At 69.3% G+C, this 14,380-nt stretch carries 14 protein-coding genes; 5 read left to right on the top strand and 9 right to left on the bottom strand.

Translation table 11 applies throughout. The features are described 5' to 3' along the window. Positions 1-139 precede the first annotated feature (139 nt). The gene (locus tag E1285_RS13295) at positions 140-1,606 is read right to left on the bottom strand and encodes an MFS transporter (protein WP_132151689.1); all 1,467 of its coding nucleotides are present in this window, start codon (positions 1,604-1,606) and stop codon (positions 140-142) included. 168 nt (positions 1,607-1,774) lie between these two features. Between E1285_RS13295 and sigJ the strand changes: the two genes are divergently transcribed. Continuing rightward, positions 1,775-2,683, top strand: coding sequence for an RNA polymerase sigma factor SigJ (gene sigJ, locus E1285_RS13290; protein ID WP_132151687.1), 909 nt, complete (start codon positions 1,775-1,777; stop codon positions 2,681-2,683). Between the two features lies 1 nt (position 2,684). Here the strand turns inward: sigJ and E1285_RS13285 are convergent, their stop codons facing one another. Both E1285_RS13285 and E1285_RS13280 read right to left on the bottom strand, forming a co-directional pair. Continuing rightward, a complete protein-coding gene (locus tag E1285_RS13285; RefSeq protein WP_132151685.1) occupies positions 2,685-3,164 on the bottom strand; it encodes a carboxymuconolactone decarboxylase family protein in 480 nt (159 codons plus the stop codon). Next, positions 3,161-4,240, bottom strand: coding sequence for a dihydrodipicolinate reductase (locus tag E1285_RS13280; protein ID WP_132151683.1), 1,080 nt, complete (start codon positions 4,238-4,240; stop codon positions 3,161-3,163). Before E1285_RS13280 ends, E1285_RS13285 begins: the two co-directional genes overlap by 4 nt. 150 nt (positions 4,241-4,390) lie before the next feature. On the opposite strand from E1285_RS13280, the gene E1285_RS13275 reads away from it, so the two are divergent. The 3 genes from E1285_RS13275 (at position 4,391) to E1285_RS13265 (ending at position 8,584) form a co-directional block, all read left to right on the top strand. Then, positions 4,391-6,016: a GMC oxidoreductase gene (locus E1285_RS13275; RefSeq protein WP_132151681.1), complete on the top strand. Its 1,626-nt coding sequence runs from the start codon at positions 4,391-4,393 to the stop codon at positions 6,014-6,016. A 121-nt stretch (positions 6,017-6,137) separates the two neighbouring features. After that, positions 6,138-7,325, top strand: a complete 1,188-nt coding sequence (locus E1285_RS13270; RefSeq protein WP_207946571.1) for a glycosyltransferase family 4 protein — start codon at positions 6,138-6,140, stop codon at positions 7,323-7,325. Further along, a complete protein-coding gene (locus E1285_RS13265) occupies positions 7,304-8,584 on the top strand; it encodes an MFS transporter (protein WP_132151679.1) in 1,281 nt (426 codons plus the stop codon). Before E1285_RS13270 ends, E1285_RS13265 begins: the two co-directional genes overlap by 22 nt. A 6-nt stretch (positions 8,585-8,590) precedes the next feature. Here the strand turns inward: E1285_RS13265 and E1285_RS13260 are convergent, their stop codons facing one another. Continuing rightward, entirely contained in the window at positions 8,591-9,952 is a 1,362-nt protein-coding gene (locus tag E1285_RS13260) for a hypothetical protein (RefSeq protein WP_207946570.1), read from the bottom strand. Between the two features lie 114 nt (positions 9,953-10,066). Here E1285_RS13260 and E1285_RS45565 point away from each other — a divergent pair, with 114 nt between their 5' ends. Continuing rightward, positions 10,067-10,240, top strand: a complete 174-nt coding sequence (locus E1285_RS45565) for a hypothetical protein (RefSeq protein WP_165966597.1) — start codon at positions 10,067-10,069, stop codon at positions 10,238-10,240. Positions 10,241-10,262: 22 nt separating this feature from the next. Here E1285_RS45565 and E1285_RS13255 read toward each other — a convergent pair whose 3' ends face one another. The 5 genes from E1285_RS13255 to fxsT form a co-directional block, all read right to left on the bottom strand. Further along, complete coding sequence (locus E1285_RS13255; protein WP_132151675.1) at positions 10,263-10,469, bottom strand: DUF397 domain-containing protein; 207 nt, start codon at positions 10,467-10,469, stop codon at positions 10,263-10,265. After that, positions 10,466-10,900: a DUF5753 domain-containing protein gene (locus tag E1285_RS13250; protein WP_243722751.1), complete on the bottom strand. Its 435-nt coding sequence runs from the start codon at positions 10,898-10,900 to the stop codon at positions 10,466-10,468. The genes E1285_RS13255 and E1285_RS13250 overlap by 4 nt, the downstream gene beginning before the upstream one ends. Beyond that, positions 10,821-11,279, bottom strand: coding sequence for a helix-turn-helix transcriptional regulator (locus tag E1285_RS13245; RefSeq protein WP_132151671.1), 459 nt, complete (start codon positions 11,277-11,279; stop codon positions 10,821-10,823). Before E1285_RS13245 ends, E1285_RS13250 begins: the two co-directional genes overlap by 80 nt. Positions 11,280-11,828: 549 nt before the next feature. Next, the gene (locus tag E1285_RS13240) at positions 11,829-12,077 is read right to left on the bottom strand and encodes a hypothetical protein (protein WP_132151669.1); all 249 of its coding nucleotides are present in this window, start codon (positions 12,075-12,077) and stop codon (positions 11,829-11,831) included. Between the two features lie 183 nt (positions 12,078-12,260). Then, complete coding sequence (gene fxsT / locus E1285_RS13235) at positions 12,261-14,036, bottom strand: FxSxx-COOH system tetratricopeptide repeat protein (protein WP_243722750.1); 1,776 nt, start codon at positions 14,034-14,036, stop codon at positions 12,261-12,263. Between the last annotated feature and the right edge of the window lie 344 nt (positions 14,037-14,380).

Raw genomic sequence — 14,380 nt, 5'->3', positions numbered from 1 at the left:
GTCACTTAAGGCGCGGATGCTACTGGTGCTGGCCACTGTCGGATATGGGCCGCCCTTCCGAACGTCGGCCGGTGGCGGTCAACCGACGTGACGGCACGGCCTCCGGCACTCGTGAGCGGCCGGGGGCCGGCGATGCGTCCTACTTGGCCGGGACCGGTTCCGGGGGTGCGTTCACGGGGACCTCCTGAGCCTCGCCGCGGGTGTTGGCGGCGCGGAGGGCGACGATGGCGGCGGCGGCCAGAAAGACGGCGCCGGCCAGGAGGGCGCGGGAGAAGCCCGAGGTGAACGCTTCGGGTGCCGGTTTCCGGTCGGCGATCAGGTTGTCGGTGTGGGACGCGGCGACGGCGGAGAAGATCGCGAGGCCGAGTGCGCCGCCCAGTTGCTGTGAGGCGTTGAGCAGGGCGGCGGCGAGGCCGGCCTTGTCGGGCGGGACGTTGGCGTTGGCGGCGGTGGTGACGGACACGAACGCGAGGCCGAGCCCCAACGAGGTGATCACGAGGCCGGGCAGCAGGTCGGTGAGGTAGTGGCCGTCCACGGGGATGCGGGACAGGATGTAGATCCCGGCGGCGCCGAGCAGCAGGCCCGTGACCATCAGCGGACGCGTTCCGGCGCGCGGGATCAGCCTCGTCGCGACGCCGGCGGAGATGCCGACGCCGAAGCAGAGCGGCAGGTAGGCCGAGCCCGTCTCCAGCGGCGAGTAGCCGAGGATGTTGACCATGTAGAGGCTGAGGAAGAAGAACATCGAGCCCAGGCCCGCGACGGCGACCAGCTGGGTGACGTCCGCCGCGGCCAGGCCCCTGATACGGAAGATCGACAGCGGCACGAGCGGGTGGCGGCTGCGTTGCTCGTTGACGAGGAAGGCCAGGAGGAGGGCCAGGGAACCGGCGAGTCCGCCGACGGTACGTGTGGTGTCCCAGCCGGCGTCCGGGGCCTTGACCAGGGTGTAGACGAGCAGCAGCATCCCGCCGGTGACCAGGATCGTGCCGAGGATGTCGAAGTCGGCGAGGCGGGCGCTCCGGCGGTCGCCCTCGACCAGGAGGAACAGACCGGCGATCACGATCACGCAGACCGGGACGTTGACCAGCATCACCCACCGCCAGCCGGGGCCCTCGGTCAGCAGGCCGCCGAGCAGCACCCCGGCGGCCGAGGCGCCCCCGGCGACGCCGCCCCAGACGCCGAGTGCCTTGGCGCGGTCGCCGCCCTCCTTGAACATCGTCGTCAGGATCGACAGGGTGCCCGGCAACGTGAGCGCGGCGCCGACGCCCTGGGCGAGGCGGGCGCCGATCAGGGTTCCGGAGTCGGTCGCGAGGCCGCCGACGATCGACGCCAGCGAGAACAGCACGGTCCCGGTGACGACGACGCGGCGGCGGCCGAGTAGGTCGGCGAGACGGCCGCCGAGCAGCATGAAGCCGCCGTAGGTGAGCAGGTAGCCGGACGGCACCCAAGTGAGGTCCTGGACGGAGAAGTCCAGGTCGTCGCGTATCGCGGGCAGCGCCACGTTGACGATCGAGGCGTCGATGAAGTCCAGGAACGCGATCGCGCACAGCAGGGTCAAGGTGATCTTGCCGCGCCCCGTCGCGAGGAAGGACGGCTGAGAGTCCGCCATGGGAGAAGACCTCCGAGTCGTTTTTCGTTCGCGACCCATGAGCTGACGGACACGCGTGAGTGTGACGCGGAGACCCTCAAAGGAGGGTCACATCACACTTCGGCCCTGGATGTCACACTTCGGGTGGCGGCGCGTCTCTGAGGGGGGAAGCGCACAGGAGGTCGAGCCATGCCCGAAGGCACCGCCGAGGACACCGCGACGCAGGTGTTCGCCGACCACCGGGAACTGCTGTTCTCGGTCGTCTACAACCTGCTCGGAAGCGTCGCCGACACCGAGGACGTCCTTCAGGACACGTGGCTGTCGTGGGCGTCCAGGAACGCCGCCGAGGACGCGGAGGAGATCGAGAATCCGCGCGCCTATCTGGTGCGGATCGCGGTCAACACCGCCCTGGGGCGGCAGGCCCTCATCAGCCGGCGCCGCGAGACGTACGTGGGGACGTGGCTGCCCGAGCCGCTCGTGAGCCACCCGGACGCCGGTGAGGCCGCCGAGCGGACGGAGGCGGTCTCGCTGGCGCTGCTCGTGGTGCTGGAGACACTGACGCCGCTGGAGCGGGCGGTGTTCGTCCTGCACGAGGTGTTCGGCTACGCGCATACCGAGATCGCCCCGATCCTGGACCGGAGCCCGTCCGCGATCCGGCAGCTCGCGCACCGGGCCCGGGAGCACGTTCACGCGCGGCGTCCCCGCTACCAGGCGGACCCGAAGGTGCAGCGGCAGGTGACCGAGCGTTTCCTCCAGGCGGCGCTGGGCGGTGACCTGGATTCGCTGCTGGATCTCCTGGCACCGGACGTGACGCTCTGGACGGACGGTGGCGGCAAGGTCAGGAGGGCGGCTTCGCTGCGTCCCATCCGCGGCCGCGACAAGGTGGCGCGGGTCCTGTCCGGCACGGCGAAACGTCACCGGCACGACGATTTCGCCATCCACTACCGGACCGTCAACGGCGACCCGTCGGCGGTGCTGTTCGACGAGGACGCGCCGTTCGCCGTCATGGTCCTCGACCTTGCCCCGGAGGGCGATCGGATCCGCGGCATCTACACCGTCGCCAACCCTGAGAAGCTGTCCCGCGTCGAGGACGAGTGAGTCAGGGCCTGGGGAGGACGCACATGGCGTCGAGGCCGAGGACGTGGTTGAGGCGGCCGAAGGCCAGCCAGGAGCCGATGCACATGCTCAGTTCCACGATCTCGCGCTGGGTGTAGTGCGCGGTCATGCGCTGCCAGAACTCGTCGTCCAGGTTGTGGTGGTCGACGGCGTAGCGGTCGGCGTATTCGGCGGCCAGGCGGGTGCGGTCGTCGAAGGCGTCGGTGGTGCGCCATTCGGTGACCGCGTCGGCGAAGTCGTCCTCGACCTTTTCGCCGTCGCGGTCGGTGCGCCAGTCGAGGCAGAACAGGCATCCGTTGATCTGCGCGATGCGGAGCCGGGCCGCCTCGAACTCGCGGAGGCCGAGGGTGGTGTGCTCGTAGACCGCCAGGGAGAGGTGCGCGGCGGCGGGGCCGATGCCGGGGACCATCTCGCCCCAGGCGTACTGGATCGGGTCCTTGCCGTCGGGGATGTCGAGGTTCATGGGCGGGTGCCTCCGAGCTTGCCGACTGCGGGGCGCAGGGGGATGTCGAGCGCGTCGTAGAGGCCGGGTTCGGCGTCCACCAGCCAGTCGATGGCGCCCACGAGGCGTCCGACCGCGGTGGCGTTCCCGCCGGCCGCGCGGTTGCCTTCCTGGTCGGTGGCCTCGACCGTGACCTCGATGCGGGGCTCGCCTTCGATGATGACGCGGTGCGCGCCGTCGCCGTCCGGTGGTGAAGGCCACTCGGGGGCGCAGGACGCGTGGATGCGGGTGACGTGCTCGATGACGATGCGCGGCTCGCCCTCGACGATGCCCTGCACCTCGAACCGGACCGCGCCCTGGGTGCCCTTCTCGAACTCGCCCATGGACGGGGTGGTCACGGTGTCCTCCAGGGGGAGGCGGTCCACGGTCTCGCGGATCTCGTCGAGGTCGACGCCTAGGGCGCGGGCCATCAGCCGTATCTGGCCGCCCCACACCATGGTGGGGACGGTCGCAGCGAGCATGGGCGGCTCGTAGTCCATCGGCTGGCCCATGCCGACGAGGTACCGGACGGAGTCGGGCTGGTCGTAGGTGGTGTAATCGAAGATCTCCTGGCAGCGGATCACGTCGATGGTGCCGGCGACCCCGCTGACCAGCAGCGGCAGGACGTCGTTGCCCCAGCCGGGGTCGACGCCGGACACGAACAGGGAGCCGCCGCCCTCGGCGACGGCGTCCAGGACCGCCTTCCGCATCTCGGGCGGGGCGTTGCGCTGGTCGTAGAGGGCGTACAGGGCGGGCGAGACGACCACCGCCCCGGCCCGGATCGCCCCGTTGATGTCGGCGAGGGCGTCGTCGGGGCGGATGTCCCCGGACGCCGCGTACACGACGGCCTGGGGGCCCGTGGCGAGGACCGCCTCGATGTCGGTGGTCGCCGTCACGCCGAGGGCGCGGCCGAGGCCGGCGAGGTCCCCGGCGTCCCTTCCGGCCTTGGCGGGATCGTGGACGATCACGCCCGTGAGCTTCAGCGCGGGGTGTGCCTCGACGGCGCGGATCGACAGCCGGCCGACATTGCCCGTACCCCAGACGATCGCGGAGATCATGCGCGGAATGTAACAGGCGGACCGGCCTTTAGCCAAGCAAGTGCTTGGTAGCCGGATGTGGACATGAGTTATTTTCACGCGACGGGGTGACGTGGCTCACGACTCCATGTAGAACACGTTCCAATCCCCGTACGAGATCGAGGAGGTCACATGAGTGACTCCACCATGTCCAGCGAGAGATCCAGCGGGCTCTCCCGCCGCAGTCTGCTGATTGGAACAGGTTCTATCGCAGGGCTGGGCCTGCTGGGCCTGCCGGGCCAAGCCCGAGCGGCGGGACCGATCGGCAACGGAGCGCGCGTCCCGGCTCTGATCATCGGCACCGGCTACGGCGGCTCCGTCGCGGCCCTGCGGCTCGCCCAGGCGGGCGTCGACGTGCACATGGTCGAGATGGGGCAGGCCTGGGACACCCCCGGCTCGGACGGAAAGATCTTCGCCAACACCCGCACACCGGACGAACGGTCCTTCTGGCTGCGGACCAGGACCAAGCAGCCCCTCAGCAACTTCCTCGGCTTCCCGATCGACAGGAACGTCCCCCGCCGCACCGGCATCCTGGACGCCGAGGACTTCAGCGGCATCACCGTCTACCAGGGACGCGGCGTCGGCGGCGGCTCGCTGGTCAACGGCGGGATGGCGGTCACCCCGAAGCGGGCGCGGTTCAGCTCCGTCCTGCCGTCGGTGAACGCGGCCGAGATGTACGACACGTACTACCCGCGCGCCAACGCCGCGCTCGGCGTCAACGAGATCGACCTGTCGTGGTTCGACACCACCGCCGCGTACAAGTACTCCCGCGTCGGGCGCAAGCACGCCCAGCGTTCGAACTTCGACTTCACCTACGTGCCGAACGTGTACGACTTCGACTACATGGAGCAGGAGGCGGCTGGAACGGTCCCGAAATCGGCGCTCGCGGCCGAGATCCTCTACGGGAACAACCACGGCAAGAAGTCTTTGCAGCAGACTTACCTCGCCCAGGCGAAGGCCACCGGCAGGGTCTCCGTCTCCTCGCTGCACAAGGTGACGTCGGTGTCCCCCGCGTCAGGCGGCGGCTACACGGTCGTCATCGAGCAGATCGACACGACCGGTGCCACGACGGCCACCAAGACCGTCACCGCGGACCGGGTGTTCTTCGCGGCGGGCAGCGTCGGCACCAGCAAGCTTCTGGTGCAGATGCGGGCCACCGGCAAGCTGCCCAACCTGAACGGCGAGGTCGGCAAGGGCTGGGGCGACAACGGCAATGTCATGTGCGGCCGCGCCAACCACATGTGGGACGCGACCGGCAGCCTCCAGTCGTCCATCCCCACCACCGGCATCGACAACTGGGACGACGGCGGCGCGTTCGCCGAGGTCGCGCCGATCCCGACCGGGATCGAGACCTTCGCCTCGTTCTACCTGTCGATCACCGACACCCCGCACCGCGGCGAGTTCTCCTGGAACGCCGGAGCCGGACGCGCCGAGCTGAACTGGCAGACCTCCTGGAAGCAGGCCAGCATCGACATGGCCAAGTCGATCTTCGACAAGATCAACCGGAAGGAGGGCACGATCTACCGGACCGACCTGTTCGGCGTCTACAAGATCTGGGGCGACCACCTCACCTACCACCCGCTCGGCGGCGCCGTCCTGAACAAGGCCACCGACAACTACGGCCGCCTGCACGGCTACCCCGGCCTCTACGCCATCGACGGCTCGCTCGTCCCCGGCAACACCACCGTCAACCCGTTCGTCACCATCACCGCCCTCGCCGAACGGAACATCGAGAAGATCATCACTACCGACCTGTGACCGTTTCTTTGACAAGCGGTTGACGACGGTCCGGCCACGGGCGCGCGTGGCCGGACGTCCGGTGAATGGCCCGCGTCCCCAGGGGAAACGGGTCTGAATGGACATTCCCCGGACTCTCGTGATGACCGGGCACTTCCCACCGGAGCCGGGCGGCGTGCAGACGTTCACCTGGGAACTGGTGCGCAGGCTTCCCGCCGACCGGCTGCTCGTCGTCGCGGCCGCGTGGCCCGGGGCCGCCGAGTTCGACGCCGGGCTGGACTTCCCCGTCGTGCGCCGGCACGGCTACCTGCTGTTCCGCGGGCTGCGCCGGCTCGTCGCCGAGCACCGCGTCCACGCCGGCTGGATCCCCGCCGCCGCGCCGTTCGCCATGTACGCGCCGCTGGTGAAGGCGGCCGGGGTGAAACGGCTGATCGCCTCCACGCACGGCCAGGAACTCGGCTGGTTCCAGGCCGCGCCCACCCGCGCCGCGATGCGCGCCGCCGCCAGGACGTTCGACGCGCTCACCTACCTCACCGAACCGGGCCGCGCGGAGATCGCGGACGCCCTCGGCGACCGGACGCGGCTGGTCCAGCTCGCCGGGGCCGTCGACGCGCTCCGGTTCCGCCCCGGGCTGGACGGCACCGCGATACGCCGGCGGCACGGGCTCGGGGACGGGCCCGTGGTCGTCAGCGTCTCCCGCCTCGTCCGCCGCAAAGGCCACGACCGGCTGCTGGACGCCTGGCCCGAGGTCGTCCGGCGGCATCCGGACGCCCGGCTCGTCATCGTCGGCGAAGGCCCGATGCGGCGCCGGCTCACCGACCAGGCGGCGCGGGCGGCCCCCGGCACCGTCACGCTGACCGGACCGGTCTCCGCCGCCGACCTGCCGCTCTGCTACGCCGCCGCCGACGCCTTCGTCCTGCCGTGCCGGGACGAACGCCGCGGGCTGCAGGTCGAGGGCCTCGGGCTGTCGGTACTGGAGGCGTCCGCGGCGGGGCTGCCGGTCGTGGTGGGCCGGTCCGGCGGCAGCCCCGAGTCCGTCATCGACGGCAGTACCGGCACCGTGATCGACGCGGCGGACCCCCGCGAACTCGCACGCACCCTGAACGGCCTGCTGGACGATCCGCGCGGCGCCCGCCTCATGGGCGAGGCGGGCCGCCGCTGGGTGTGCGACACCTGGAGCTGGGACCGGGCGGCGTCCCGGCTCGCCTCCCTCCTGCGCGGCTCCCCCGCCGATGCGGCGAAGCCCGCCGAACCGGCGGTCCGGCGTGAGCGGCGGCTGCAGGACGCGGCACGGAGGGTGAGCCCCACGTGGGACTCCGAGAACTACTGAGCCACCGCGACTTCCGGCGGCTCATGGCCGGGCAGCTCGTCTCCTCCCTGGGCGACTGGATGGGCACGCTCGCCCTGATGTACTTCGTCCTGGAGTTGAGCGGATCCACGACGGCGGTCGGCGGCGTGCTGGTCCTGCGCCTGCTCCCCTACGCGCTGGGCGCGCCGGTGGCCGCGCGGATCGTCACCCGGTGGCGGCGGCGCAGCGTCATGATGAACTCGGACCTGGTGCGCGTGGGCATGGCGCTCGCGCTGCCCGTCCTGCCGTGGCTGTGGTGGGTGTACTTCTGGGCGTTCGTCATCGAGGTCGTCGGCCTGGTGTTCCTCCCCGCCCGGGACGCCGCGATCCCCTACCTCGTCGAGGACGACGAGCGGCACACGCGGGACGGCCGGGACCACGACACCGGCACGCTGGAGGTCGCCAACGGCATCACGATGGCCACCTCCTACGGCATGATCCCGGTGGGCGCGGGCGTGTTCGGGCTGGTGCTGTGGTTCTCGAACAGCGTCGGCTGGGAGGGCCACTGGCGCTACGTCCTGGTGTTCTGGCTGAACGCGGCGACCTACCTCGTGTCCTACTTCGTGATCCGCTCCATCCCCGACCTCGGCCCCGCCCCCGGGGAGCGGCGCGCCGACCCGGCGAAGCGGGAGGGACGGTTCATCGACGGGCTCCGGCTCGACGTGGTGCGCGGCGTCCTGCCGGGTATCGCGGTCGTCGCGCTCGGGCTCGGGGCCCTGTTCTCGCTCGGCGTGGTGTTCGTCCGGAACGTCCTGGACGCGGGACCCGCCGGGTTCGGGACGCTGGTGGCGCTGTTCGGGGTCGGCGCGCTGACGGGCCTGGTGATCGTCCGCCGCGGGTCGTGGAACCTGATGACGCAGATCCGGACGGCGACCGCCATACAGGGGACCGTGATCGCCTCGATGGGCCTGATCGCGTCCACGGCCTGGGCGTTCCTCGGCGCCGTGCTGTTCGGCGCGTCCGCCACGGCCGCGCTGGTCGGCGGCATCACCTACATGCAGGAGAGCCTGGAGGGCTACCGCCGCAACCTGGCCCTCACCGCCTTCCACGCCGTCCTGCGGTTCGGCCTGGCGCTCGCCGCGCTGGTGGCCGGGGCCGCCGCCGACCTGCTCGGACGGTGGGGGTTCGACCCGCTCGGCCTGGCACCGGCCCAGCTCGTCCTGGCCCTGTCCGGCCTCGTCGTCCTCACCGGCACGTTCCTCATCCGGACCCCGCCGTCCCGCACGGCCCGACCCGGTTGACCGGCGTCAGGGGCAGGCGGGGAACAGCCGCCGGGTGCCCGCACCCGCGTCGTAGGCGGCCCGGTCGCTGAAGCGGCACCCGTAGTCGGGCTGCTTCACCACCCACGGCTTCGTCACCACGTCACCGGCCGGACGCCTGCCCCTGTCGACCCAGCGGACCAGGTCGTCCCACGCCGTCCCGGCCTCGGCGGCGGAGAACTCGCAGTGCTCGACCGCACGGATCGCCCGCTGCACGAGGAACCGCGACCGGTGTTGCCGCGCCACCTCGGAGGCGTAGATCTGCTCCATCGAGAACGGCACGAACATGTCCCCGAGATCGTGCAGGCTCAGCACCGGAATTCCCGGCCGTCCATTGATGCGCGGTACCTGGGAAAGCCGGTTCGACAACCGCGCCGGAAGGTTCCTGGCGCGCACCCTCTGCACGCTCGCGTTGACGTTGACCGGCCTGTTCGGCGTATACCAGGTGAACAGGTTGGTGGAGAGCTGGTCCGGTTCCTCGGCCAGGGTGGCGCCCGGGACGGGCGGGGCCGCCAGCGTGAACGGGAACGCCTTCCAGTACGCGAACGACTCCTCGTCGCCTGGCCGCTGCCCGCCCGTCCGGTTGATGGCGATGGACCGGAACTGCTTCCCGCGCTCGTTCGCCGTGTCCGGCCCGCCCGGCGTAAGTCCGGTGAGCCCGAGGTTCTCCATGATCTTGGGGACGGTCACGGTCGCGTACTCGTCCGTCACCGGGTATTCGCGGACGCCCGCCAGATCCTGCGCGACGAGATTGTAATCGAGCATGTAGTCGAAAAGCTCGTGGTCACCGAGAACCCCGCACATGGGCAGCGCACCGTCGTAATAACGGGGGAACTGCTCGATCGAGCGCCCGATGACGTGACCGCCCATCGAAACGCCGACGATGAGCCGCTGCTTCGGCCGCCCCACCTCGTCGGCGAACAGCTCGGCGAGGTCCCGCGTGCTCAGCACGCCCGCCCGGACGTCGTACCCGTTGCGGTAGTAGGACGACGCCGCCCACGCGTACCCCTGGTCGAGGAGCCGCTGCCGCAGCCCGAACGGCGGCGGCTCGACCGTCAGCACGAACCCCGGCCCCCGGTACCCGTGCGCGTAAAGGGCCAGCTTGCCGTTCCACTTGGGCGGCACCTCGATGATGTAGCCCGAATGGTTGTGCACACCCTGCTTCACCCTGGACGGCTTCCCACCCACCTGAGCAGGCGGAAGCGCCGGATTCTGGATCGTGTACCCGGGAAGCGGCTGATCCCCCGGCGTCCGGTCGACAGGCGTCCGCTCGGCATGCGCGGCCCCCGCAACCGGGACGACCAAGGCGAGGACGGTGGCGGCAAGTGCGATGAGGGCCCGTACGCGCATGATGCTCCTCCGGAGGCGATCACCCCGCATCACATACCGTCCAGTCGGTTTGTGCAAGAGACGAGTCCGCATCCGGCCCTGGAAGATGATTCGCCCCTTCTGGAGGGAAGACCGATGCGCCTCCTGCTACCAGCAGGTCAGGGGCTCGGACTTTCTCACCGAACTCAACGCCGGCGGCAGACCGTACCCGGCGTCGGCTACACCGTGATCGTCACCGAGCACGCCCTCATAGTCACCAGCCCCGTGACCCACCGCTTGATCACCAACGCCCTGGCCCCCGACAACTGACGCGGCAGCGTTCGGACGTCGCCTACCTGTCGTACCGTCCGGCGCGAATGTCACGCGCCAGCACCCCGAACGCCGCCCGCCCGAACGCCAACCTCGGCCCTTCAGGGTCCTTCGAGTCCCTGACCGCAACGTCGTCGTTCATGTCGGCCACCTCTACACAGGTGCCGCCCTCGGAACCACTCTTGGCGCTCTTGCGCCAGCGCAACGACGACGGGTCAAGCGTGCTCACGTGTCCTCCATGATCGTTCGGATCAGGTTTTCGGACGCCCTCGCAGGTAACGCGACAGTCCTGATCACATCGAAGACTACGGTAAGTCTCCGGACATCGCGCGGGTCCGTGAGTATCTGACCGAAACCACTCGCACCATCCACGTAGGCGACATCGGCTGCTTGATCAAAGCTAAGAAGCTGAAACCCGCTCTCTTGAAAAACGGGCGCATCGGCCGGGACGATCTGGACTGCGACATTGGGGTACGCCATGACGTCAAGAAAACGCTTGCACTGCTCTACCCGGAAATCTCGCTGAATGTCCCGTATCACTGCCTCGCGGACGAGCAGAAACACCCAGGGCGGATCGGTCTTACGAAGAACCGCCTGACGTTCCATCCTGATCGATACCAGTTCTTCGGTTCTGTCCGCACGAGTGCCAGAGCTGAACACGTGGCGCGCATACTCCTCCGTCTGCCACCAGCCCTGTCACCAGCAGCGGCTCATAGATATTGATCTGGTTGGCCTCCTTCTCCGCGTCAACAAGCGGCCGGACGGCGTTGGGGATGAGTCCGTGCTTCCGCGCTTCGACGTGCTTCTCCCAGGCACGGCGGAACATGCCGCCGGTCTGGAAGTAGGTGTCCAGGTCGTCGGCGAGTCCCTCGGACGGGGGCTTCTCGAAGGTCTCGACCTTGGCGATCCACTGGGGGGTGCAGCCCAGCGCCGCCGCGAGCTTGTTCCGGGAGAGGCCGGACGCCTCACGCCGCGCCCGCAGCTCATTGACGAACATCTCCTGGTAGGCGGAGGGATTGGTGTCACGCGAGGATGCCATCGGGTGTCTCCCGGGTGTCGGCCCGCTTGTTCGGGGGTGTCGCCTGACCGGTTCGGGTGCTCGCCGGGGGGGTGAGCGGTTCGTAGCTCACAGTAACTCTCCCCTGCAAGGCTCGTCCTCGAAAAGCCGGACCGATGTGCAGGGACCCCACCCGTGAACGATCAAGAACGCGAACGTCTGCAGGAGCAATACCCGAGCTGGCACATTCGCCGGCCACCGACGATGGAATGCCTCGTGGCCACTCGCCTCGGCCGTCCCCTCACACAGCGGGAAATCTATTACGGCCTCTGACGCGACCATCGTCGAGGACGACTACGTGTTGCTCGGCGAGGCCCTCGCCAACCAGCGCAAAATCGAAAAGACCCTGTGATCTCCCGGAGCGGCTGCCGCGCACGGCGCCTGCGTTTCCCCCCCAGACGACCCGCAGGACGCCAATGGTCCCCTCCCCGGGCCAGCAGCCGCTCCGGGCCGTACCCGGCCCGGCTTCACATCCACACATCAAGGCAGGCAACGATTGGGGGCGCAACGGACCCGCTCGTGCTCAGCGCGTCAATGACGGTGACGGCTGCGCCAGAGCCCGTACAGGCCCAGCGCCAGCCCGGTCACCGCGATTCCGGCGCTCACCGGCAGCCACACGTCCGGCACGAGCCAGACCACGATCCCCGCCACCACTCCGGTCAGGAAGCAGATCCCCGTGACGATCACATGCTGAGGGACGAACACACCGGGGCCGCGTCCGCCTCCGCTCTCGGGCGACGATTCGGGAACCTGATGGGGGTTGTGCGTGGGCTGAGGCATCTACAGCGTCCTTTCCATCCAGGGCCGCGCCCTCCTCGTGTCGGGCGGCGAGGGATGCCCGTGGAGGGATGCCCCCAGCAAGCCACTTCGGAGTGGGGTTGCGCCACGCTGCAACGGGCGTGAGGGACGGGGTTGCATCAAGCGGCAACACCCGGAGGCAGCCATCGGTCGGCCCTGGTCGTTCTAGTGAGGCGAAGTTCTGCTCGGCCGCTCGTCCGAGTCGGTCGACGTGTATTCGGCCAGCAGCAGGTTGGCCTGGTTCTGGAGCCGCTCGTGTTCCCCCTCGTCCAGTTCGTCGCGAACCAGGGCCTGGATCAGTCGATGAATCTGGATCGTCCGGGCCGCGAGGTCGAGCCGGGCAAGGCCGAAGCGGCCCAACTCAGCGACGACCCGAAGGAGGCGGAAGGGGTCCGCGATCAGGTCCGCCACCTGAGGCTCCAGTCCGGGAACCGGCTTGCTGAGGGCGCCGAGCGGTATCGGTTCCGGGCCGAAGAAAGCGCACAGACGCAGAAGGATCATGGACTCGGGCAATCTCTCCTCAAGCTTGTCGACCGACAGCGCATAGGCGGCCGTCATGGGCACCAGATACTCGGACGGCCTGCCTTCGGCCAGCAATTTGCTGGTGCGTTGCGCGAGAAGTTGCAGGTACTCGGGAACCGCGATGCCTGTCTCGGTGTGGAGAGCGCCTGCCTGCTCCAAGGCGAGAGGAAGATCGCCCATTTGCTCCGCGAGCCGGCCGGCCTCCTTCACCGTGAGACCGTGCGGCACCCGTCGGGTGAGGAAGTCCACGCTCTCGTCACGGGTGAAGACGCCGACTGACACGGTGTTGGCGTAGGCTTGCCACCTGCAGTTACGCGAAGTGATCAGAACATGGCCGGGGCCCTGGGGAATCAGGTCGCGGAGGTCCTCGGGTTGGTCGGCGTGGTCGAAGACCAGCAGCCATCGGCTGTGCGGTTCACCCTTGCGCAGGGCGGCCACGGCCTCGTCAGCGGACTCCGCGACACCGCTGACCGCGTCCGACGACAGCCCCAGATGCGGGGTCAACGACGCGAGCGCAGAGCGCACGAGCACGGGCTGGTCCGCGGGGATCCACCAGACGACGTCGTAGTCGGAGCGATACCGATGGGCGTACTCCACCGCGAGCTGAGTCTTGCCCTCCCCGAACATTCCGTGGATCACCTGAGGAGCAGGGGCGGCCTCGCGGGCCAGGTTGGAGCGGAGCTCTTCCAGAAGTCGGTCTCTTCCAGTGAAGAGCCGGTTGCGCGGCGGCACGCCGCCCCACACGGCAGGGTCCGGCTTCGGCTCATGCTCGCCTTCCTGGACGGTGGGTTCCAACTGGTTCAGAAGTTCTTCGAGTTCGCGACAGCGTCGTTCAGCGTCGACGCCGCGCCGGCGCGCCTGCTTCAGGTAGGCGGTGAGTTCGGCGATCTCCCGTTCGAGACGTTCCTTCTCGGCCTGCGTAGCGGCGCGGTCGGCGTCCCAGGCGGTCCGCAGCCGCCTGTTGTCGTCAGCGAGCAGCTCGATCTTGCGGACTCGATCGGCCAGTTGTTCCTCCAGGTCTCGGGCGTAACGCTCGGCCTCACGCTGACCGATGACCGCGAGCTCCAGCCGGTCGCTGACCAGCCGAACCACGTATTCCCGCGGATGAGCGGTCTCCAGAGCACGCAATTGCAGATCAGTCAGATGCTCACGCACATCCGGAGAGACCGTCCTGCCGTTCTCCGCCTGGACAGCCAGCAGCTTTTCCAGAAACCAGTGATCGCGCGGTACGCGCTGGCCGTTGAGATAGCGAGAGACACTCCCCTTGTCGATGGGGTACAGAGCCGCGAACCGGGTGATCGACAGCCCTGTGGCGGCCCAGATCACGCGCAGCTCACTAACCCAGGCCACGACCTCGGGGCTAAGCGCGGGGTCCAAGGGCCTCATCTCGGCCGGGGTCTTGGGGACGATCTCGGTCATGAGCTCTATCGTCACCCAAGCGCCCGCCTGATGCGGCGCTGATGCCGGCGAACGAAGTTGCCATTTGCTGCAACACCACAAGGACGGGTGGGCGCGTGCAGCACGAGGCGGCGGTCCCGGCCGTGCGTGGCGCCGCTTCTCTCGTTCCTTCACCGCCACGGCACCGGACCGTAGGAGCGCGGCCCCGCCGTCCAGCCGCCCAGAGGGGCCGCCGGGCTCAAACCCATGGACTGTCCGCCGGGAGGCGCGGCATCGGCCCCGATGGCCGGTACCGGCCTGGCGGGGCGGTGGCCTCATCAGGCAAGTGGCCGCCTCGACGGCGCGGTCACGTGTCACCGTGGTAG

Source organism: Actinomadura sp. 7K507 (assembly GCF_004348425.1).
In the GTDB taxonomy this organism is placed as follows: Bacteria; Actinomycetota; Actinomycetes; order Streptosporangiales; family Streptosporangiaceae; genus Spirillospora.
This window is presented reverse-complemented; position numbering and strand designations above follow the sequence as displayed.

Coding starts and splice junctions, on each gene's coding strand:
- E1285_RS13240 (WP_132151669.1), bottom strand. CDS start 12,077: ATGCCTCAGCCCACGCACAACCCCCATCAGGTTCCCGAATCGTCGCCC.
- E1285_RS13270 (WP_207946571.1), top strand. CDS start 6,138: ATGACCGGGCACTTCCCACCGGAGCCGGGCGGCGTGCAGACGTTCACC.
- E1285_RS45565 (WP_165966597.1), top strand. CDS start 10,067: ATGCGCCTCCTGCTACCAGCAGGTCAGGGGCTCGGACTTTCTCACCGA.
- E1285_RS13285 (WP_132151685.1), bottom strand. CDS start 3,164: ATGAACCTCGACATCCCCGACGGCAAGGACCCGATCCAGTACGCCTGG.
- E1285_RS13245 (WP_132151671.1), bottom strand. CDS start 11,279: ATGGCATCCTCGCGTGACACCAATCCCTCCGCCTACCAGGAGATGTTC.
- E1285_RS13295 (WP_132151689.1), bottom strand. CDS start 1,606: ATGGCGGACTCTCAGCCGTCCTTCCTCGCGACGGGGCGCGGCAAGATC.
- E1285_RS13275 (WP_132151681.1), top strand. CDS start 4,391: ATGAGTGACTCCACCATGTCCAGCGAGAGATCCAGCGGGCTCTCCCGC.
- sigJ (WP_132151687.1), top strand. CDS start 1,775: ATGCCCGAAGGCACCGCCGAGGACACCGCGACGCAGGTGTTCGCCGAC.
- fxsT (WP_243722750.1), bottom strand. CDS start 14,036: ATGACCGAGATCGTCCCCAAGACCCCGGCCGAGATGAGGCCCTTGGAC.
- E1285_RS13280 (WP_132151683.1), bottom strand. CDS start 4,240: ATGATCTCCGCGATCGTCTGGGGTACGGGCAATGTCGGCCGGCTGTCG.
- E1285_RS13260 (WP_207946570.1), bottom strand. CDS start 9,952: ATGCGCGTACGGGCCCTCATCGCACTTGCCGCCACCGTCCTCGCCTTG.